Raw genomic sequence first — 19,031 nt, 5'->3', positions numbered from 1 at the left:
AACGGCGTACGGGCGGGCCGCTCAGAGATTTTTGAGTCCAACGAGCACCTTCTTCAGGAAATCGAGTTCGGGCAGCTGCGCCAGGGTGCCCACGGACGAGGGATGACGGGCGGAGACACTGCCGGCGCCGAGGAGGTCGGCGATCAGGATCTTCACCACGCTGATGGGCAGTGCGAGTTCGGCGGAGATCTCCACGACCGAGGTGGGATGACGGGTGATCCGCAGGATCCGGACGTGTTCGGACTGCATGCCCGCGACCGGATCGGCCTCGCCGACGATCAACGTGACCAGGTCCAGGTCGACGTCGTCGGCACGGCTGCGCCCGCCGGTCAGGGTGTAGAGCCGGTCCGGGTCCTCGCTCTCGACTGCCCTGCGGATCATGCCAGCGGGCTGGGCTGGGCGTACCTGGGCGGCGAGGTCAGGAATCCGCCGATCTGCTCGACCAGTTCGTCCATGTTGTGGCCGATCAGGCCGACATCGGCGGTGTCCGACGCCAGCACCGCGAGATGCGCGCCTTCACCGGCCTCGATGATGAACAGGATCCCGCCGTGGAACTCGGTCATGGAGTTCCGCACGCCGCCGCTGCCGTCACCGAACTCCACCGAGGCACCGTGGGACAGCGACTGGAAGCCGGCCGCGATGGCGGCCAGCTGATCGGCTCGGTCGACGATCAGGCCGCTGGTGTGGCAGAGCTTCAGCCCGTCCTTCGACAGCACCAGCGCGTGCCGGGCGCCCGGCGTGTTGTCCAGCAGGTTCTGCAGCAGCCACTCGAGTTTCGGGTCAGTCACGTTCATATAGATGTTCGGGGCGGCGCTTCCGGGCTGGGCTCGGAGAGAATCGACCCCATGCTCCAATCTCACGTCAAGTGCGGTCGGGTGGTGAAGCGGACTCAGGCGCCGTCGCCGGTGGGTGGCTCACCCTCGGGTGTTTTCGAGAGTCCTTGACGGAAGGCCCCGAACCTCGAGCCGGAGTCGGCAGGCGGCCGGGGGTTCTGCGGCCGGGGTTGCGGCTGCGGCCTGGCCGCGGCGGCCATCGTCTGACCGGGCGGGCGCCGCGGCAGCTCACCCCGCTCGACGGTGGCGACCGAACCCGAGACACCGGGCTGGACGTCGTCCGCGCTGTTTCGCGAGCTGGGGACGTTCGCGACCGCCGCCAGGGCCGCGGCGCGATGGCGTGGCGCGGGCGGCATCTGCGGTGCGTCCTGGCGAACCTGGGTGATGAGCTGGCTCGGGATCCTGAGCACCACCCCGATCCCGCCCCGCGACGACGGCCGGAAGAAGACCTGCAGATCGTGCTTGCGCGCCAGGCAGCCCACCACCGCCAGTCCGAGCCGGGTGCCGGACAGGGTGGTGAGGTCGAGCGGCCGGGTCGACGACACCGCTGCCTCGGCGCGCTCCAGCGCCTGCGGTTTCATCCCGAGGCCGCCGTCTTCGATGGTCATCACCACGCCGCTGTGCAGGTCCTCGACATAGACGTGGACCTCTTCCGAGGGCGCGGAGAACTTGGTCGCGTTGTCCATGAGCTCGGCCAAGGCGTGCATCACGTCTTCGGCCGCGTATCCGGCGACCGCGGCGGAACTGGTGTAGTGCAGCCGAATCCGCTGGTACGCCCCGATGCGGCCCATCGCGCCGCGAAGGATGCTCTCCATTTTGATCGGCTTGGTCCACCGGCGGCCGGACCGGGCGCCGGTCAGCACGGCGATACTGTCCGCGATCCGGCCCGCCTGCGCCGTACTGTGGTCGAGCTTCAGCAGATCGCCCAGAACCTCGTCAGGACAACGGTTCTCCAGATCACGCAGGTCGGCGAGCATACTGGTGGACAGCGCCTGGACGCGTCCGGCGGCGTTCGCGCAGGCCGCCGTCGCCGCCGCCCGGCGCCGCTCGCCGACGCCGACCTCCCCGACGAGGGTGCGCAGGATCCGGCCGTGGATCTGGTTGGCCTGCCGGGGAATCTCCGCGAGGATGGAGTCCGGTGACGCGCCCTCACGCAGCATGGTCACCGCGGTGGGCATCGTGTGGTCGGCCAGCCGCGCGAGTTCGGCTGTCTGCCGGGCGGCCCGGTCCTCGAATTCACGGGTGGCGACGCGTACCTGCCGCAGCTCTTGCGTGCGGTGGATCGCCAGGAAGACGGCTGCGCACAACAGAATCCCGGTGACCGCGCCGACGGTGACCACCAGCGGCCGCGCGCTGCCGGGTGTCTCGAACGCCACCCACACCCAGACGGCGCCGAGCACCACGACCGCGGCCGCGGTCCCGGGCAGCGCCGCCCGGATCGGCGGGAGTTCCGCGTGGCGGCGAACAGGTACAGGTTCCGACATAGATCAGGTTCCTCGCGTCCGATGGGCGGCAAGACAATACTGAGTGACGCAATACCGGGAGCACGGTACCGAAAAGCAGGCGCGGCATACGCGAGCACGCCGCGATAAAGCCTTTCCGGAGCCGACTACACTCCTCTCCGGCCCGGGTAAGGACCGTCGACAACGCGAAGACCTTAGCGCTCATCGGGACAAGCTTCACGAGCCGTCTCCGGTCCCGGCCGCCTGTCGTCTGCGCTATATGGACATGACACTCAGTGATCATCACCGCTCGGCCGAGCCGAATACGGGGAAGCGCCGGTCGCTTTCGGCGCTATTGGCGAAGTGTCACCATAAAGCCCGGCCATCACAATTCACTCTTTCGGCCTAAAGTGCACGGGAATCGTTGCCTTTGGCCGGACAAAAGCCGGAAACACCTCGACGACGACACCCAGGTGGCCAAAGGGGCAGCCACACCTTCCCCCGCAACCCCGGGCAAAGGCCATGCCCTGGCAGCGGCACAGCGCGTTCACGCCGGAGTGGCGCTGCCCTGAACGACGCGTTCGTGTCAGTCAACGTCCTCAACGCGTCGTTCAGGGCAACGCCGCGCCACAAGCGAATTCCGCGATTTCGCTATTCGATTTCAGCACACCGGAATAATCGGCGGTATAGCAGGTCAGCCGGACCGTCACATCGTCCGCACGGCCGTCGGCCTGGGCTTCGAAAACCCCCGCTTCCCTGGCCGTACCTGGCGTGATGGCCACGCCGAGTTCCTCGCCTATTTCGCGGCCAAGGGTTTCGATGTCATTTTCAGCCGATTCCTTCCCTGATTGGACTGCTGACGACCCGCACTAAATCATTATCGGCAACCTGCGGCACCCGATATCCTGCAACCGTCCTGCTTGCTCACTCCGAGGGGTTTCGACCGATGCGTACCAGCCTGCGTGACGACCTGAGAGCGGCCCTCAAAGCCCGCGACCGCGTCGCTATCTCCGCACTCCGCTCCGCCTTGGCGGCCATCGACAACGCCGAGGCCGTCCCCGTCGAACACTCCTCGGGCAGTGCCGCCGGGAACGAGCACGTCGCGGGAGCGGCGGCCGGGCTGGGTGCGGCGGAAGCAGAACGCCGCCACCTCACCGAGGCTGAGCTACGGTCGATCGTCGGAAACGAAGTGCGGGAGCGCTTGGCCGCCGCCGAGGAGTACGAGCAACTCGGGCGCGCCGACCCCGCCGAGCGGCTCCGGGCGGAGGCCGACGTGCTGAGCCCGTACCTGAAACCGGCTGTCTGACTCGACAGGTCTCCTTCAACCGGATACCGGACGACGACTCACAAATGTGGCGTGGCGTGGGATGTCCTGAACGCGCCGGTCGAACACACGACCTAACCGTGCAGCGCGAGCAAAGGAGCGACGGCCAGCAAGGCGACGATCATGACGCGGATGAGATGGCGGCCGGGGATCCGGCGTGCCAGCTGCCAGCCGATCAGGACTCCGCAGAGTTCCGGGAAACCCACGACCGCGGCCAAGTGCCAGTCGAGGGAACCTTGACTGAGGTAGCCGACCGCGCCGACGATCGAGATGATCACCGACTGAACCTGGGCCACGGCGACCGCCGAAAGCATGGGCGTGCCGACAGCGACGAGGAGCGGCACGGTGAGCAGCGGGCCGCCGACCCCGAACATCCCGCTCACCACGGCGACGGCCACTCCCCCGCCCACCAGCAGAGCCATCGCGAGTCGCGGAGGCCGGTCGTCATGCTCGGCCGCTCTCCGCTGGCGAAACCAGACCAGCAGGGCGACGAACACGACGAACGAGGCGAGAAGGATCCCGAACAACCGTCCCGGAACCACGAGATTGACCAGGACGCCGACGGGTGTGCCCACTACCGCCGTACCGGCGAGCACGCGCGCCGTGCGAGCGGTACTCGGTTCGGCCAGGTGGCCCGAGCGGAGATACGCGAACGCTCCCACCACACCGGTAGCGATATTCGTGACGATCGCCGTTCCCGCCACCGCGGCCGGTGGGAGGTCCGTGAGCAGGAATAGGCCCACGGTCGCGAGAACGCCGCCCGGACCGACCGCGGTGATACCGATACCGGCGACCAAACCGAAGGCCGCCAACAGAACGAGCACGATCACCGGCTCAGTCACCGTCGGGACCCTTCAGCTCTCACCTTGCGGGCAGTTCCGTCATCTCACACACCTGCTTGACGTTGTCTCTCGCGACTCCGGAAGAAGATTACACGCCGCCATTATTGAATGTCTATCTTCGCTGACGTAGATTTACTGCGCCGGAAGTGGAGGCGAAGAACCGGCGATCGACGGGACACGGAGAGGACGGCTCTCATGAACGACGCTGTCGTGCCGCAGGATCCGATCGGCCGGATGTCCACAGTAGTGCGGTGGTCCGGCCGGGCCGTGGTGGTGCGGGTCGCCGGAGAGGTGGACATGCTGACCGCTCCGCACCTCGAGGATGTGGTGAGCGGGGTGCTGCGCGAGACGCCGGAGGCCGCGGTGATCGATCTGAGCGAAGTCGCGTTCCTGAGCGTGGCCGGGGTGTCCGTTCTGGTGCGCGCGAACCAGCGGACCGAGCCCGGCGCGCTGCGGGTCGTGGCCACCGGCCGGCTGGTGCCGCGCATACTGCAACTGACCGGCCTGACCTCGCTGCTCACGATCTATCCAAGCCTCGATGCGGCACTGTCAGGATCTCCGGCGCGGTAGCTTCGGCCACAGCACAACACCACCCCCCGGCGCCACCTAAGATGGCCCGCGCCGGGCCCGCCTGGGACCGGCCGAGGGGTCTGGGCGAGTGGTGTGGCAATTCGGTCCGTACCGGATGGACGGCCTGATCGCGCGCGGTGGCATGGGCGAAGTGCACCGGGCCTACGACACCCGGCACGACCGGGTGGTCGCGCTGAAGCTGCTGACCGACCACACCGCCGACGAGCCCGAGTTCCGGCAGCGGTTCAAACAGGAGGCGCACACCGCGGCCCGGTTACGCGAGCCGCACGTCATCCCGATCCACGCCTACGGCGAGATCAACGGCCGGCTGTACCCGGACATGCGACTGGTCGAAGGCACCGACCTGAGCAAGACCATCACCGGGCAAGGCCCGCTGCGCCCGGCGGACGCGGTCGACGTGATCACCCAGATCGCCGGCGCACTGGACGCGGCCCACGCCGAGGGCCTGCACCGGGACGTCAAGCCGTCCAACGTCATCGTCGGCACGAGCGGCTCGCCTACCTCGTCGATTTCGGTATCGCCCGCTCGATCAGCACCACCGACGACATCACCGGGACCGGCGACACCGTGGGCACGCTCGCCTACATGGCGCCGGAGCGGTTCGGCGGTGGGCCGGTGGACCACCGGGTGTACGTCTACGCGTTGGCCTGCATGCTGTTCCAGTGCCTGACCGGCGCCAACCCGTTCACCGCGGAGAACGCGCTGGCCGTGATGTACCTGCACCTCACCAACGAACCGCCGAAGCCCAGCGAGGTCCGCCCGGGCGTGCCGGCCGGGTTCGGCCGGGTGATCGCCCAGGGGATGGCCAAGGATCCGGAACTGCGGTTCGCGAACGCGGGCGACCTGGCCTCGGCGGCCCGGCGCGTGTTGACCGACCGCGGAACCAAGCAAATGCCGGTGGTGGCACCGGAAATCCCATCTGCCGCCGTGGTCGCGGCCGAACCGGCCAGGCCCCGACGCCAGGGCCGGCTCGCCGTGGCCGCGGCCGTTGTGGTGGCCGTGGCGCTGGGGGTGGCCGCGGTGATCTGGTCGCAGTCGGGCCGGACTCAGGAAACCGGCCAGAGTGCGCCGAGCTCACCGACGCCGATCGACAACCCGGCCTGCGACGGCCGCTACATCGTGATCGTGGGGTCCGCGGTCAACCCGGCTGCCTATGCCAAAGACGTCCAGAAGTTCCTGGATCTCAACCCTGGCGCGAAATACCTGCACGCACCGACGACGGGCTGCCGCTCGCTGCGTACCCACGTCAACACAGCGGAGATCTACTCGGTGTTCTACGGGCCGTTCCCGGACGAGAACAAAGCCCGCGGCCACCGGGCAACCGTGGGAGGCGACTCGTTCGTCCGCCGCCTGGACAGTACTTCGACACCGGAACGGGCCGTCAGTTGCCGCTGAAAACCTTGGCGACAATCGCTCCGCGCTCACCTGCCCCGAGTACCAGCACAGCCAAAGCCCAGGCACTCCGCCGAAGAAGTGCCTGGGCTTCCTCACGCCGAGCGCAGACGCACCTGGTGGCTGGCCACGACGACCATTCCAGAGGACACTTTTCCCCGTATCGGCCATCACGGAACGAGGGGAACATGGCCGAAAGATTGCCACCGACCACGCTCATGGGCGAATGGAGTATCGAGGTCCGCCGGGAGTCCGCTTGTCTCATCGGCACGGGCTACACGAACCACCTCGTCAACAACAAGGCGGAACCACGGCACACACCGCGGATGCTGCGCGGTTCCGCCGGAAACGCCGTGCCTCCACAGGTGGAGATCCACGCCGCGTTCGCGATCCCGGCCGAAGACGTCCTCAAGGTCATCGCCGCCCTTGACCAGGTCCTGAGCCATCCTTCGTACGTGAAGTACTCGATCGGCCATCCGCCGAGAACGCGGTTGTGGACCACTCCCGGGCTCCACGACGGGCTGATACCGCTGCACGGCCCGGTCATCTTGCTCGGATCACGAATTCCCTGGGCCGTCACCGACAGCGTCGAACTCCCGTACGACACCGTCGAGGACCTACGGGCCCGCATCGCGACCCTCGCCTGACTCCGGTACCCGTGCCAAGGTTGTGCCGTCTGGAGCATTGGCGGGATCGTTGACATGCAGCACCATAAAATTAACGGGAGGTGCCGGTGCGTAGTGGAGACATTGTGATGTTTGAGCAGGGCTGGACCGTCACACTCCTCAGCGAATCAGCGACCCTGGCGGGAAGCGGGTACGTCACGTGGGGCACCACTCACGACGCCTCCACCCCTCATCTGATCCGGCTGCTCCGCCGCCGGTTCTACCCGCGTCCCGGTCTCCGCCATCGGACCGAATACGGCCTGGGTTTCGGTTTCCCCGCCGCCGACCTCTCCGACGTGCTGACCCTCTTGGACTCCGTCCGACGACAACGCCTGTATCAGGACTACACCGCTCAGGAAGGTTCGGACACCGGCGCGTGGTCACCACCGCACATCCGCCACGACCAGATCCGGATCTACGGCCCGGTGATCGCCACCGGTTCCCGCGAACCCTGGGCTCCCGCGGCGTCGGTGGAACTCGAGTACGCCACTCTCGCCGATCTCCACTCGAACCTGCGCACGCTGGCCGATTTCGCGCGGCACGGCTCGCCCGCAGCTCACAAAGGCCAGCGATCCACCACGCGGATTTGCCCGGACAAAGGCCGTTTGGCGAGGGAAAGGTACGTGGCCGCGCGCCTCGCCTTCGAAACAACCGTAAGCGAAAGCAGGCGCCTCCTCGAACTCGGCGCCCGGCGGCGCTCGCGAACCCACGACAGGCCGCTGTTCGCCGACCGTGCCCCGCTCCCTTCCGAGGGCCCATTGTTCGGGCTACCACCGTGTGGTGGCCCGCCACCGACCCGTGCGAACGAGCCTGCGTCGAGCTGACCGGACGGTGCCGCACCAGGTGACCAGCGTTCCGTCAACCAGGGTGGGTGGCTGGCGGAACGCCGTGAAGCACTTTCTCGCCAAAGTGCCGGGGCCTGCCGCGCACGGGCTATTCGGCGGGGCCGCGCAAGGTCAGCACCACCCGGAGCACATGCTCGACGGCCGAAGGAAACACCGCGCCGCGCAGCTCACCGCGGGTGGCGAGATTCCGGGACGCGAACTCCAGCATCGACTCCGCCCCCATCCTCCGGACGACAAGGGCGGCGATCTCCTCCAGATCGAGGTCCGGGTTGTCGAGACGCGTCAGGGCGAACTCGACGATCAGCTCGTCATCTGTCATGTTCCTCCAGCCACTCCCCCGAGCATAGCCAAAAGCACCTGTATCAGCCGCCTCATGGACGGCACCCCGAACCGGTGTGTTTCGGTAATATCCCTCCATCGGGCCCTCCGGCATCGACACCGTGAACCTGCCGGGTCACAGCGATTTCGTGGTCATCGCACAGCGTCGCCGGAAACCGAGCACGCCCACCATCTCGCCGACATCGTCGAGCTGATCGAAGCGGCGGCGTTGGCCCAACCGGTCGAGCGGTTCGCCATCGCCGTGTTCAACCGGCTGGCCGACGCCGAGGCCGCCGTGCACGGCATCGAACGGACGCGGGTGTACTTCCCACGAAGTCGGCGCACCGGACGCCATCGTCGACGTGGTGGGCGGCGGCACGGTCACAGCGGCGTACGGCAGGTTGCCGGTTCCCCGCCCGCGGTGCTCGCGTTGCTCACCGGCGCGGCCGCGCCGATCGCCGCCCACCCTGCCGCCCGCGAACTGTGCACGGCGACGGGTGCGGCCCTGCTAGTCGCACTGGCCGACAGGTACGGCCCCATGCCCGCCTGCGCGCCGGTCAAAGTGGGCGTCGGCGCGGGCACCGCGGATCCGTCCAGCCACGCGAACGTGGTGCGCGCCGCCGCCTGGGTGCGTGGCTCGTGAGTGTTCGCGGGGTTCTCTTGGTGGGTAACAACCTTCGCCATCTGTCGACAGACGGTGGTAGTTGCGGACGCGGAATATCACGTGATGTCGACATCTCGTGGCGCCGGGCTCGGCCAGGTGGTCGGCTCACGCGGCGAAGATTGTCGTACCCCCTCGGTAGCGTGCCCTCAAGATCAGCGAGAGGGAGACGGACACACCATGGAAATCACGTCGCACCTGCGGCCCGAAGACCGCGAGCGGGTTGAGCTCCGGCTGCGTCAGAACCTCATGGCCTGGCTGACGACGGTGCGGCCGGACGGGCAGCCGGTCAGCGTCCCGGTCTGGTTCCTGCTGCGCGAGGACGGCACGATCCTGCTCTACAGCCAGCCGGGGAAACTGAAACTGCGGAACATCGCCCACAACCCCAAGGTGAGCCTGGGACTGGACGTCACCGACATCGGCCGGAACATCGTGCGCCTGGAAGGCGTAGCCACGGTGGCGGCCGGCCAGCCGGCCGCGAACGAGAATCCCGCCTATCTGGCCAAGTACACCGAGCGCATCGGAGCGTTGTTCGACACGCCCGAAAAGTTCGCCGGGCTCTTCTCCACCACGGTGATCATCACCCCGGCGAAACTGCACATTTGAACGGCTTTCCACCCACACTGGACCAAGAAGGGAGCGTGTCGCCATGAAAGCCCCGGCCGCTCCACGATCACCGCCACGGCACGTGCGACCTGCCGCCGGAACCGGCGCGGGAGGACACGGGCACACCGCCGCTGGGAACCCGGCATGCTGCTGTTCGGCGACACCTGTACACACAGCACCCCGAACACTGCCACGGCGGTCATCGGCCACCTCGGTTTCACGACTCCGAAGTGCGCCGCAGCGATCCGGACGGCCGCCGAGCGCGGGAAAATCGGGAGCGCCAAAGGACTCCACCGCGCTACGGTCCGACGATGAACGATCCGGATGGTTATTTCGGCGAACCTGTCGCGACGACCTACGACGAGTCGTCGGCGGACATGTTCGAGCCCGGCGCCGTGGAACCGGCGGTTGCCTTCCTCTCCGACCTCGCGGGCGACGGTCGGGCGCTCGAACTGGGCATCGGGACCGGACGGATCGCACTGCCCCTCGCGGCCCGTGGCGTGCGCGTCCACGGTATCGACCTGTCCCGGGCGATGGTCGCCCGGTTGCGCGCCAAACCGGGTGGCGACGCGATCCCCGTGTCCATCGGCGACTTCGCGACCACGACGGTGGAATCGACGTTTTCCGTCGCATACCTGGTTTTCAACACGATCATGAACCTGACGACCCAGGCGGCCCAGGTCGCGTGCTTCCGCAATGTCGCGGCACACCTCGAACCCGGAGGCTGCTTCGTCATCGAAGTCGGCGTCCCCGACCTTCGCGGCCTTCCGCCAGGGCAGAACGCCGTGCCGTTCCACGTGAGCTCGACACGGTGGTCCTACGACGTCTACGAGGTGTCCACCCAAGCGATGAGCTCGAACTATGTCGAGGTGGTCGACGGCCGCGGCGAATTCCGGTCGATCCCGTTCCGCTATGTGTGGCCGGCCGAGCTCGACCTGATGGCCGAGATCGCCGGACTCCGGCCGCACGAGCGATGGGACGGGTGGACGCGGGAGTCGTTCACGAACGAGAGCCGGAAGCACGTCTCGGTCTGGCGGAAACCCGCAAGCTGATTCAGCGAGTCCGGTCACGCGCCACGACATGTCGACATCACGTGATACCCCGCGTCCGCAACTACCGCCATCTGTCGACAGATGGCACAGGTGATGGCGTATTACGCCCGGCGCGCCGACTGACTCACGGAGTCAGTAACGAAGGGTCGTGCGCGCTGAAGATGGCGAAGCCGGCTGCAGTGTCACGGTGGAGCCTCGCCAGTTGTTCGTGGTTGGCCCGCACCCGGGCCCGGTCCATGGCGACCATCCGTTCCTGCAGGGTGAGGATCAGGGGCTCGCGTCCCTGTCCGTCGATCGTGCTGTGGTGGTAGAACGCGTCACCGGCGTGGAGTAGCCAGCCCTTGCCGGTATCGACGGCGTATGCGGCGTGGCCGCGGGTGTGGCCGGGCAGCGAGATCATGACGAGGCCGTCCGTGATCTCCGAAAGCTCTTTGGCCGCGGGGAATCCGCGCCAGGCCTCCCCTGCGGGGTCATGGGTGACGACCTGCGGGCCGTGGCTCCATTGGACCTGCCGGTAGCGGTTGCGCTCAACCAACGTCGCGGGCTCGCGGGCGGCGGCCCACTCGGTGGCCGTGGTGTGCACGCGGGCCTGCGGAAAGTCGGCCAGGCCACCGGCGTGGTCGGAGTCGAGGTGCGTGAGCACGATGTGCCGCACGTCCTCGGCCGCGAAGCCGAGGGCCTCGACCTGGCGGATCGCCGTCTCGGCCGAGTCGAGCACGGGCCGGATGACGTGCCGGTAGCTGCCAAGGCGACCCCGGGGATCGGCGATGTCCCGGAGCCCGAAGCCGGTGTCGACGAGGATCAGCGACGTGTCGGTTTCGAGCAGCAAGACGTGGCAGACCAACGGCGCGGTCGGCAGCCGCATCGTGCCGCAGTTCAGGTGATGGACCTTCGGCGCGCCCATCAGTCGGTGAGGTCCGGCGGGGTGGTGTCGAGCAGCCTCGGGTCGGGCTCGTCGCCGGCCATCGACAGCAAGCCGATCACCGCGCGCCCCAGGGTGAGCAGGTCACGCGGGTTCTTCTTGTCCAGGCCGCCGATGAGCTGTTTGAGGACGGTCAACTGGTCGAAGTAGACGCGCTCGGTGACGAGGTTCTCGTTCTCGTCGAAGATGAAGTAGGCCGTCATCCGGGTACGGTGCTTGGCTCCGGTCGGCGGGACCTTGCCGAAATTGCCGAGATGGGTGCCCTTCAACCAGAACTCCACGATCACCGCGTCGGCGCTGTGGCGGAGCGCGATGATTTCGTGGTCCTGGTCGGGAAAAGCGACGCGGGTGTCGTTGTAGTAGTTCCGCACCTCACGGTCGCCGTCGTGGACGGTCATCGACGCGATCAGTTCGTAATGGGGATGCGGGAACGTGGACAGGACGTCGTCCCAGTCCTGAGTGACCTCGTCGTGGAAGTGGTCGAGGACCAGTTTCTGGCGGGCGCGCAGGACGTCTTCGGGGGGAAAAGTGAAGGTGGTCATGGGTTCTCTCCTGGTCATGCCGGGACGGTGGTGGTCTGGTGGGTGATATGGCCGTGCGTGAACGTGGGGCTGGTGCCGGGGTTCGTCCACATCGGAGTCAGTTCGCTGGAGGGAAAGAACTGGAGGAACCGCGAGTCCTGCTGGGACACATCGACGAGCGTCTTCTCCAGCACGATCGAGTTGTACTGGCCGGCGGTGGTCTCCAAGGTGTTGGCGTTGAGGACGATCTCCTGTTCCCACGCACGTGACCATTTGGCGATACCGGGCATCCGGGAGTGTTGCGGTGTCAGGCATTCCGCGGCGATCGCGTTCTCGCTGCTGGCCCAGATTCCGGTGGAGGTGTTGAGCACCAGCGTCTGGTTGCCCATGACGTGGCCCGGTGTCGCGACGATCGCCACCCCGGGAGCCAGGACAACCGAACCGTCGATCGGCAGGAACCGGCCGGGATCGACGTCGTCGAAGGTGCCGGGCTGGTACCAGGGCCGCTGCAACGGGTGCAGGTCGGCCATCGCCACGAGCTCGTCACGCTGCACGATCACCTTGGCGTGGGGGAACACCGCCTCGACCTCGCCACCAAGATCGGCCTGTGGCTTGGTGACGCCGATCCAGCGGCGCAGGTCCTGGGTGTGCAGGTGGTCGAAGAGGAGGTAGTCGACGTCCGCGGGGTCGATGCCGAGACGGCGCAGATGCCCCGGCACGTCGCCGTGCTCGCGGACGGTGATGGATTGGACGAAGGCCGGGAATTTCCTTGCCAGGGCGGCGAAGTACGGCGTGTTCCGGCCCAGCTCGACGTCGCTGGGTTCGAACAGCAGGGTCCTGCGACGTCCATCGGTTTCGGTCCACCGGATCACCAGCATCCGGTTGGTGATCGCCACGAACGGCGCGATGGCCCGGCTGGCGCGGAACAACCCCATCCGGGTCGGGTAGGGCAGCGTCACCAGGTCACAGGTGGTGACGCTGTCCGGGGTGCCGGTCGAGGCGAACTCCGGCCGGAACGCCGCCGCTCGCCGGCGTGCCCACGACAACCTCGCGCCGAAGCCTCCGGGCACGTCCCCGAGTCCGCCCAGAGTGTCGATCGGGGTCCCGATGGTGGGCATGTCCGCGGCATCGGTGGTCAGCCACGGATGTTTCAACGTCATCGCCCTGCTCCTCAAACCTACAACGTAGAAATACCGGGGAGACCGTAAGCCTACGGTGTAGGATTTGTCCAGCGCCACCCTCCGGAGCGCGGAACGAGGAGACGACCAGTGGCTGACAGCACACCGCGGCGCGGTCGCCCATCGGGTGGCAAGGCGGTCCTCACCAGGGAGCGCATCGTCGCCGAAGCGGTGACGATGGTCGAAGAAGCGGGTCTCGACGCGGTCACCATGCGCGGGCTCGCCAGACGGCTGAACGTCGACCCGATGAGCCTCTACCACCACGTCGACAACCGGGACACCTTGCTCGACGAGATCACCGAGCTCGTCCTGGCCGGCGTTGAACTACCGCACCCCACCGGCGTGTTCCGCGACGACGTACACGCCATCGCCCAGGCATTCCGCCGGGCCGCGGTCCGGCACCCGCATTGCACCCCGCTCGTCCTCACCCGCCAGCTCGGGTCCTCCTCGGCCCTGGCTACCACCGAGATCGTGCTGTCCGTCCTGCGCGAAGCGGGTTTCCCGCCCGATCGAGCCGTCCACGCCCTGCGAGCGGTACTGGCCTTCGTGGTCGGAGCCCTGCTGCGCGAAGTGTCCGCGAGTCCCACGTTCAGCGGGGACAACCTGAGCGGCGTCCAACGGCGGGTGGCCGAGCTGAGCGCCTCCGAGCTGCCCCACCTCACCGAAGTGGCGCCACAGCTGGCCGTGTGCGACCACGAAGAAGAGTTCACCTTCGGCCTCGATCTGCTGATCACCGCCTTGGAACTGCAGCGACCGTGACCACCACATCGACCCGTTCGGCTGATCGAGCTTTCAGGGCTTCGCTGGTTAGGGTGACGGGGTCTCATCGACGAAGCTGGGGTGCCGGGTATGCGATCACGTCGTTGGCAAGCCGTATTGATCGGCGTAGCCCTTGCGGGCGGTTCGATGCTCGCCGCACCGGCCGCCGTCGCCGCACCGGCCGACGACCGGCCCACCGCCGTGGTGTCGCTGGGTGACAGCGCGATGTCCGGCGAGGGCGCGGGTGACTACGAGCCCGGGACCCGCGGCGAGAACGGCGACTGGTGTCACCGGTCGACCAAGTCGATGATCCACCGCACCCAGCTCGCCGATCGGACGGTGAACCTCGCCTGCTCGGGCGCGGATTCGGCCAACGTGTCGCTGGCCGCCACGACGCATTACACCGAGGGCTCGCAGGCGCGGCGGCTGATCGGCGTCGCCACGACGTATCGGGTGACCACGGTGCTCGTCCAGATCGGCGCCAACGACGAGCCTGCCTTCGCCGATACCCTCGTCGACTGCATCAAGGCGTGGTTCGACCCGTTCGGCCGCGGGTGCGCGCCCAAGCTCCGGCAGGAATGGCCGGGACGCCTGGCCGCGATGGTGCCGCGGGTCCAGTCCGCGCTGACCGACGTCCGCTCGGCCATGCGTCAAGCCGGGTACGCCGACTCGTCGTACGCGTTGGTGCTGACTTCGTACGCCTCCCCGCTGACCGAGAAGATGGATCCGCTCCTGCACGGGCCGCAGGGCTGCCCGATCAAGCTGGCCGACGGGAAGTACGCCAGGACCGAGGCCGTGCCGCAGTTCAACGACGCCCTGCGCACCGCGGCGACCCAGGCGAGTGCCCGGTTCCTCGACTTCTCCCGCGCGACCGAAACCCACGAAGCGTGCAGTGGCAAGGCGAACCCGGCGACGGAGTGGCAGCGGCGGCTCACCGTCGATCCGGCCGCGCTGGTCTACGGCGGACTCGACGCGATCGGCATCCACCTGGCACAGGAGTCCTTCCACCCGAACGCGGCCGCGCACGGCCAACTCGGCCGGTGTGTGACGCAGTTCGTCACCAGCGGCGCGGGCAGCGCGCGGTGCCTGATCGGCGGCGACGGCAACCTGAACGCCGTCGCCTGACCTACTGCCATCTGTCGACAGATGGCGATCCCTTAGCCTGGATCCGTGGATCAGGCTTGGGGTTGATCTTGTTGTGGGTTGGTGGTGAGGTTCGGGTGGGTGTCCTGGTTGGATGCGTGGTTGAACTGCTGGCCTTCCCAGTTTGTCCACTGTTGTTTCCTGGTCGGACCGGTCACGGCCGGGTGGTGTAGTGGTCAGGCCGCTCTGTGTCGGCTGTGTTCGGTGAAGATGTTGTCCCATAAAGCTTTCCAGGGTGTGGCTCGGGGCCAGTGGGCTGGTAGGTGCAGGATCGGTGTTCCTTGGGGACGGGCGATGCGGGCGGGGACGTTGACCAGATGCCGGCGCAGGGTCGCCCCGCGGGCGACAGCGTGGTCGGTGAGGGTCCCGGCGGCGCGCAGCAGGTTGTGGGTGATCGCGGCCAGCACTGCCCAGGCGGCGTTGGCGGTGAAGACCCCGGAGGGCAGGTGCGCCAGAGGTCCGTCGATGAGGTCTGCGAATACCGATTCGATGATCGCGTGCCGGCGGTGGGTGATGTCGGCGTCGGTGACCGGTTCGGTGGTGTTGGTGAAGAACGGGTGATAGCGCCAGACCGGGAACAGTTCGTCGGGGTGGTTGCGGTCGCGGACGCGCCGGACGATGAGCCGGGCGGTGATCTCGTGCTTGGTGCCGGCGAATGCGGTGTAGCCGACTTCGGCGACTTCGGCGTCGGAGATCAACTCGCCGGTGTCGGGGTCGGTCACGGCGCCGGGGTAGTCCACTGGGGTCCATGCGTTTTCGGCGATGGTGGTGATCGCGCGCAGCACCGACGGGGTTTTGGTCAGGACAAACGAGAACTGGGCGCCGTGGTTGACGACCGCGGCGATGGTTTTGCCGTTGCCGAACGCGGAATCACCCCGGCACACGATGTCACGCGCGCCGGCGGCTTTGGCGGTGTTGATGGCTTCGGTGATCATGCCGGCCGCGCCTTTGCCGGAGCCGGCTTTGCCCGCGCGCAGTCGGATCCCGGCCACTACCGGGGCGGCGGTGCGGGTGGAGATCGTGGTGACCAGTGGAGACAACCCTTTGCGCAGTACCTGTTTGTTCGCGATCTTCGCGTGTCCGAACGACGCGCCTTGTTTGGCGTGGCCGTAGACCGGTCGCAGTAGTGAGTCGATGTCGACGAAGGTCTGCTCGGCGATCCCGTCGAGCAGGTCGGTCCGTTCGGCCAGGGCCAGCAGATGCCCGCGCAGTACCGAGGACAGTTGCCGGGTGTGGCCGTGGGTGAATTCCCGCAGCAGGATTCCCATTGTGGCCGGTGCGCAGACACCGTCGAACAGTTTTTTCATGCCACCGGCGCGGATCACGTCGAGATCGTCGATGCTGTCGGCGCCCGCGGCCATGCCCGCGATGACCGACGCCAGTTTCGGTGCGGGGTTGGCCGCGCCTGATCGGATCCGTTCGGAGCGGAACACCACACGCTGTTCGAGCAGGTCCATAAGGCCGGTCTGCGTGGCCAGTTCCATCACCGGCACCAGCCCCGCGCACGACACCAGGTTCTCGTCGTCGAACTCGGCAGCGCCGCGCTGCCAGTTGTGGGACAATTTCACTGAAAGTGTCCTTCCGGTCCGCGCTGATCAGGTCCTCAACAAACCCGATTATCGCAGGTCGAAGGACACTTTCCTCATGTCCACGCCGGTCACGGACCCCACCAATCCACGGATCCAGGCTTAGTCCCTAAGAGATCACGAGATGTCGACATCTCGCGGGAGCGCGGTGCGGGTTTCGGCGAGGTCGGCGAAGAGGTCACCGAGTTCGTCGACCCGGTCGAGCACATCGTCGGCGGTGAAGACCAGCTCCGCCGCGCGCCGGCACGTGCGGACCTCGTCCCAGGTGAGCGGCGTCGACACGGTCGGGAGTTCACGGCCGCGCAGCGAGTACGGCGCGACGGTGGTCTTGGCCGGGTTGTTCTGACTCCAGTCGATGAACACCTTCCCCGGCCGCTGCGCCTTCGCCATCGTCGCCGTCACACGATCCGGCGTCTCCGCGGCGAACCGCTCGGCGACGCTCTTGGCGTAAGCCGACGGGCGCTCCGCGCTCCGGGTCCGGATCCCGCAGTAGACCTGCATCCCTTTGGAACCCGAGGTTTTGGCCACCGGGGTCAAGCCGTCGGCGACCAGGAATTCGTAGAGCCGCTCGGCGACCCGGGCGCACTCGACGATCGTCGTGCCGGGGCCCGGATCGAGGTCGAAGACCAGGCGGTCCGGTGCCCGGCGGACACCTCCGCGACCGACTGTCCACTGTGGAACGTGCAGTTCCAGTGCGGCCTGGTTGGCCGCCCACACCAGCGCGGGCAGCTCCTCGAGCAGCACGTACTCGACCGCTTCACCACCACTGCGGGAACTTTCGCTGGGCAGCACCACGGTCGGCAGCCATTCCGGTGCACTCTTCGCGACGTTCTTCTCGAAGAACTTCTGCCCGCCGACCCCGTTCGGGAACCGGACAAAGGTCACCGGCCGTCCCGTCAGGTGCGGGAGCAGCACGGGCGCGATCCGGGAGTAGTAGTTGATGACCTCGCCCTTGGTGAACCCGTCGGGGTACAGCGGTTTGTCCAAATTGGACAACGTGAGCTGCCGTTTCCCGGCCTGCACGACGATCCGCTTTCCCAGTGCGGGGGCAGGCTCGGCCGGAGGCGTCGGCGAGGCCGCGGCCCGGGGCGCGATGACCTCGGACGGATCGCGATCGTCGCGCAACCCGCGCCAGCTGGTGTGCCGCAACCGCCCCGCGCCCCGGGTGAACTGCCGGTACTGGACCTCGCCCGCCAAGACGGGGTCGACCCACCGCGCGCGGCGGACGTCCTCGCGTGGCGGGTCGATGGCGAAGGGATGTTGGGGGCGGGCCAACGGTTCCAGCCGGGCTTGCAGCTCGTCTCGTGCACGCTCGCTGAACCCGGTGCCGACGTCCCCGAGGTAGACCAGTTCGCCGGTTTCCGGGTCGTGCGCGCCGAGCAGGAGCCCGCCGAGCGTGCCGGTGAAGCGGTTCTGGCCGGGGCGCCAGCCGCAGAGGATGACCTCCTGCGTCTGGACGAGCGGATGCTTGAGCCACGAGTCCGGGCGGCGCCCGGGGATATAGGCCGACTTCCGCAGCTTCGCGACGAGACCTTCGTGTCCTCCAGCCGCCGCCCGCTCGAGCAGCCCTTGCGGGGTGAGCCTGTCGGCGGTGAGTTCGTCGAAGGTCACCGCCGGGACCACGGACACCAGCTGCGGCACCGGCATCGGTATCGCTTCGAGCAGCCTGCGGCGCTCGTCGTAGGGCTCGCCGAGTAGTGAGGTGTCGCCGAGCTGGAGCAGGTCGAACGCGAGGAACCGGACAGCCACGTCGTCGAAAGGGTCGTCACGGTCGAGCGAGCCACTGTGCTTGCGGTAGCGGCCTCGGCGGTCTTGCAGCAGCCCGAACTCGACGTGACCGGCGTCGTTGTAGACCACGATTTCGCCGTCCAGGACGGCGGCGCGGCCGTCGAGCGCCTCGCCGAGCACCCCCGCCAACGCCGGGAACTCTTCGGTGAAGTCGATACCGTTGCGGCTGGTCAGCACCGTCGTGCCGTCGGGCGCGATCCGCATCGCCGTCCGGTATCCGTCCAGTTTGTACTCGTAGATCCACTCGGGACCGCTGCGCAGCCTGCCGCCGTCGGGTTTGGCGAGCATCGGCTCGACCCAGCCGGGAACCCGGGACAGGTCGTCATGGACCGCGCGTGCCATGACGACCTCCGTCCCACGGCGGCGCTGCCCGCCGTCTTCCGACCGTAACCGGTTCGGCCTACCTCCGCTGGTCAGGTGGTTCGTGAGTGGCAACAAGTGTTAGAACACCTTGGGTTCTAGGGGTCGTTGCAACATCACCTGTGTGAGGGAGTTGTGATGACCGCTAGGCGTCGATGGTTGCCGCGTGATGTTCGGGTGGCGTTCTGGGATCAGATCCGTGG

21 protein-coding genes and 1 pseudogene are annotated in these 19,031 nt (G+C 67.6%); 11 read left to right on the top strand and 11 right to left on the bottom strand.

Features of this window, described 5'->3' with window-relative positions:
• Positions 1-21: 21 nt before the first annotated feature.
• The 4 genes from VGP60_RS14020 to VGP60_RS14005 all read right to left on the bottom strand — a co-directional run bounded on the left by VGP60_RS14020 (position 22) and on the right by VGP60_RS14005 (position 3,057).
• The gene (locus VGP60_RS14020) at positions 22-381 is read right to left on the bottom strand and encodes a DUF742 domain-containing protein (protein ID WP_327548415.1); all 360 of its coding nucleotides are present in this window, start codon (positions 379-381) and stop codon (positions 22-24) included.
• Positions 378-794, bottom strand: coding sequence for a roadblock/LC7 domain-containing protein (locus tag VGP60_RS14015; RefSeq protein ID WP_327548414.1), 417 nt, complete (start codon positions 792-794; stop codon positions 378-380). Before VGP60_RS14015 ends, VGP60_RS14020 begins: the two co-directional genes overlap by 4 nt.
• Before the next feature lie 95 nt (positions 795-889).
• Positions 890-2,317: an ATP-binding protein gene (locus VGP60_RS14010; RefSeq protein WP_327548413.1), complete on the bottom strand. Its 1,428-nt coding sequence runs from the start codon at positions 2,315-2,317 to the stop codon at positions 890-892.
• A 569-nt stretch (positions 2,318-2,886) separates the two neighbouring features.
• Positions 2,887-3,057: a hypothetical protein gene (locus VGP60_RS14005; RefSeq protein WP_327548412.1), complete on the bottom strand. Its 171-nt coding sequence runs from the start codon at positions 3,055-3,057 to the stop codon at positions 2,887-2,889.
• A gap of 164 nt (positions 3,058-3,221) precedes the next feature.
• Here VGP60_RS14005 and VGP60_RS14000 point away from each other — a divergent pair, with 164 nt between their 5' ends.
• Positions 3,222-3,581 carry a GatB/YqeY domain-containing protein gene (locus VGP60_RS14000; RefSeq protein WP_327548411.1) on the top strand — a complete coding sequence of 120 codons (360 nt, stop codon included), beginning with the start codon at positions 3,222-3,224 and terminating at the stop codon, positions 3,579-3,581.
• A 92-nt stretch (positions 3,582-3,673) separates the two neighbouring features.
• Here VGP60_RS14000 and VGP60_RS13995 read toward each other — a convergent pair whose 3' ends face one another.
• Positions 3,674-4,441 carry a sulfite exporter TauE/SafE family protein gene (locus VGP60_RS13995; RefSeq protein ID WP_327548410.1) on the bottom strand — a complete coding sequence of 256 codons (768 nt, stop codon included), beginning with the start codon at positions 4,439-4,441 and terminating at the stop codon, positions 3,674-3,676.
• Positions 4,442-4,636: 195 nt separating this feature from the next.
• Between VGP60_RS13995 and VGP60_RS13990 the strand changes: the two genes are divergently transcribed.
• The 5 genes and pseudogenes from VGP60_RS13990 to VGP60_RS13970 all read left to right on the top strand — a co-directional run bounded on the left by VGP60_RS13990 (position 4,637) and on the right by VGP60_RS13970 (position 7,913).
• A complete protein-coding gene (locus VGP60_RS13990) occupies positions 4,637-5,011 on the top strand; it encodes an STAS domain-containing protein (protein WP_327548409.1) in 375 nt (124 codons plus the stop codon).
• Between the two features lie 115 nt (positions 5,012-5,126).
• Positions 5,127-5,459, top strand: a pseudogene (locus VGP60_RS13985) (protein kinase domain-containing protein); the annotation flags it as partial.
• Positions 5,460-5,548: 89 nt separating this feature from the next.
• Positions 5,549-6,427 carry a serine/threonine protein kinase gene (locus VGP60_RS13980; protein ID WP_327548453.1) on the top strand — a complete coding sequence of 293 codons (879 nt, stop codon included), beginning with the start codon at positions 5,549-5,551 and terminating at the stop codon, positions 6,425-6,427.
• A gap of 185 nt (positions 6,428-6,612) precedes the next feature.
• The gene (locus VGP60_RS13975) at positions 6,613-7,071 is read left to right on the top strand and encodes a hypothetical protein (RefSeq protein ID WP_327548408.1); all 459 of its coding nucleotides are present in this window, start codon (positions 6,613-6,615) and stop codon (positions 7,069-7,071) included.
• A gap of 104 nt (positions 7,072-7,175) precedes the next feature.
• Complete coding sequence (locus tag VGP60_RS13970; RefSeq protein WP_327548407.1) at positions 7,176-7,913, top strand: hypothetical protein; 738 nt, start codon at positions 7,176-7,178, stop codon at positions 7,911-7,913.
• 109 nt (positions 7,914-8,022) lie between these two features.
• Here VGP60_RS13970 and VGP60_RS13965 read toward each other — a convergent pair whose 3' ends face one another.
• Positions 8,023-8,253: a hypothetical protein gene (locus tag VGP60_RS13965; protein WP_327548406.1), complete on the bottom strand. Its 231-nt coding sequence runs from the start codon at positions 8,251-8,253 to the stop codon at positions 8,023-8,025.
• Positions 8,254-8,307: 54 nt separating this feature from the next.
• Between VGP60_RS13965 and larC the strand changes: the two genes are divergently transcribed.
• The 3 genes from larC to VGP60_RS13950 all read left to right on the top strand — a co-directional run bounded on the left by larC (position 8,308) and on the right by VGP60_RS13950 (position 10,571).
• On the top strand, positions 8,308-8,895 hold the full coding sequence (gene larC / locus VGP60_RS13960; protein ID WP_327548405.1) for a nickel insertion protein: 588 nt from the start codon (positions 8,308-8,310) through the stop codon (positions 8,893-8,895).
• Positions 8,896-9,093: 198 nt separating this feature from the next.
• Positions 9,094-9,519: a TIGR03667 family PPOX class F420-dependent oxidoreductase gene (locus VGP60_RS13955; protein WP_327548404.1), complete on the top strand. Its 426-nt coding sequence runs from the start codon at positions 9,094-9,096 to the stop codon at positions 9,517-9,519.
• 311 nt (positions 9,520-9,830) lie between these two features.
• Entirely contained in the window at positions 9,831-10,571 is a 741-nt protein-coding gene (locus VGP60_RS13950) for a class I SAM-dependent methyltransferase (RefSeq protein WP_327548403.1), read from the top strand.
• Between the two features lie 124 nt (positions 10,572-10,695).
• On the opposite strand, the gene VGP60_RS13945 is transcribed toward VGP60_RS13950, so the two are convergent.
• From VGP60_RS13945 to VGP60_RS13935, 3 genes are read right to left on the bottom strand one after another with little or no spacing between them, the layout of a single operon-like run.
• Positions 10,696-11,475, bottom strand: coding sequence for an MBL fold metallo-hydrolase (locus tag VGP60_RS13945; RefSeq protein ID WP_327548402.1), 780 nt, complete (start codon positions 11,473-11,475; stop codon positions 10,696-10,698).
• The gene (locus tag VGP60_RS13940) at positions 11,475-12,035 is read right to left on the bottom strand and encodes an ester cyclase (RefSeq protein WP_327548401.1); all 561 of its coding nucleotides are present in this window, start codon (positions 12,033-12,035) and stop codon (positions 11,475-11,477) included. The genes VGP60_RS13945 and VGP60_RS13940 overlap by 1 nt, the downstream gene beginning before the upstream one ends.
• 14 nt (positions 12,036-12,049) lie before the next feature.
• Positions 12,050-13,174: a hypothetical protein gene (locus VGP60_RS13935; RefSeq protein WP_327548400.1), complete on the bottom strand. Its 1,125-nt coding sequence runs from the start codon at positions 13,172-13,174 to the stop codon at positions 12,050-12,052.
• A 108-nt stretch (positions 13,175-13,282) separates the two neighbouring features.
• Here VGP60_RS13935 and VGP60_RS13930 point away from each other — a divergent pair, with 108 nt between their 5' ends.
• On the top strand, positions 13,283-13,951 hold the full coding sequence (locus VGP60_RS13930) for a TetR/AcrR family transcriptional regulator C-terminal domain-containing protein (RefSeq protein ID WP_327548399.1): 669 nt from the start codon (positions 13,283-13,285) through the stop codon (positions 13,949-13,951).
• Between the two features lie 90 nt (positions 13,952-14,041).
• Positions 14,042-15,076 carry a GDSL-type esterase/lipase family protein gene (locus VGP60_RS13925; RefSeq protein ID WP_327548398.1) on the top strand — a complete coding sequence of 345 codons (1,035 nt, stop codon included), beginning with the start codon at positions 14,042-14,044 and terminating at the stop codon, positions 15,074-15,076.
• Positions 15,077-15,270: 194 nt separating this feature from the next.
• Here VGP60_RS13925 and VGP60_RS13920 read toward each other — a convergent pair whose 3' ends face one another.
• Positions 15,271-16,662 (bottom strand): IS1380 family transposase, encoded by a 1,392-nt coding sequence (locus VGP60_RS13920; protein ID WP_327548397.1) that lies wholly within the window; start codon positions 16,660-16,662, stop codon positions 15,271-15,273.
• 135 nt (positions 16,663-16,797) lie between these two features.
• The gene (gene ligD / locus VGP60_RS13915; protein ID WP_327548396.1) at positions 16,798-18,810 is read right to left on the bottom strand and encodes a DNA ligase D; all 2,013 of its coding nucleotides are present in this window, start codon (positions 18,808-18,810) and stop codon (positions 16,798-16,800) included.
• Positions 18,811-19,031: the final 221 nt, after the last annotated feature.

The sequence above is a fragment of the Amycolatopsis sp. genome, assembly GCF_036008905.1.
Taxonomy (GTDB): Bacteria; Actinomycetota; Actinomycetes; order Mycobacteriales; family Pseudonocardiaceae; genus Amycolatopsis.
Note: the sequence above shows the minus strand (reverse complement) of the source record. Positions and strands in the feature narration are given on the sequence as shown.

Coding starts and splice junctions, on each gene's coding strand:
- ligD (WP_327548396.1), bottom strand. CDS start 18,810: ATGGCACGCGCGGTCCATGACGACCTGTCCCGGGTTCCCGGCTGGGTC.
- VGP60_RS13950 (WP_327548403.1), top strand. CDS start 9,831: ATGAACGATCCGGATGGTTATTTCGGCGAACCTGTCGCGACGACCTAC.
- VGP60_RS14020 (WP_327548415.1), bottom strand. CDS start 381: ATGATCCGCAGGGCAGTCGAGAGCGAGGACCCGGACCGGCTCTACACC.
- VGP60_RS14015 (WP_327548414.1), bottom strand. CDS start 794: ATGAACGTGACTGACCCGAAACTCGAGTGGCTGCTGCAGAACCTGCTG.
- VGP60_RS13925 (WP_327548398.1), top strand. CDS start 14,042: ATGCGATCACGTCGTTGGCAAGCCGTATTGATCGGCGTAGCCCTTGCG.
- VGP60_RS13955 (WP_327548404.1), top strand. CDS start 9,094: ATGGAAATCACGTCGCACCTGCGGCCCGAAGACCGCGAGCGGGTTGAG.
- larC (WP_327548405.1), top strand. CDS start 8,308: ATGGACGGCACCCCGAACCGGTGTGTTTCGGTAATATCCCTCCATCGG.
- VGP60_RS13945 (WP_327548402.1), bottom strand. CDS start 11,475: ATGGGCGCGCCGAAGGTCCATCACCTGAACTGCGGCACGATGCGGCTG.
- VGP60_RS14000 (WP_327548411.1), top strand. CDS start 3,222: ATGCGTACCAGCCTGCGTGACGACCTGAGAGCGGCCCTCAAAGCCCGC.
- VGP60_RS13940 (WP_327548401.1), bottom strand. CDS start 12,035: ATGACCACCTTCACTTTTCCCCCCGAAGACGTCCTGCGCGCCCGCCAG.
- VGP60_RS13965 (WP_327548406.1), bottom strand. CDS start 8,253: ATGACAGATGACGAGCTGATCGTCGAGTTCGCCCTGACGCGTCTCGAC.
- VGP60_RS13975 (WP_327548408.1), top strand. CDS start 6,613: ATGGCCGAAAGATTGCCACCGACCACGCTCATGGGCGAATGGAGTATC.
- VGP60_RS13990 (WP_327548409.1), top strand. CDS start 4,637: ATGAACGACGCTGTCGTGCCGCAGGATCCGATCGGCCGGATGTCCACA.
- VGP60_RS13935 (WP_327548400.1), bottom strand. CDS start 13,174: ATGACGTTGAAACATCCGTGGCTGACCACCGATGCCGCGGACATGCCC.
- VGP60_RS14010 (WP_327548413.1), bottom strand. CDS start 2,317: ATGTCGGAACCTGTACCTGTTCGCCGCCACGCGGAACTCCCGCCGATC.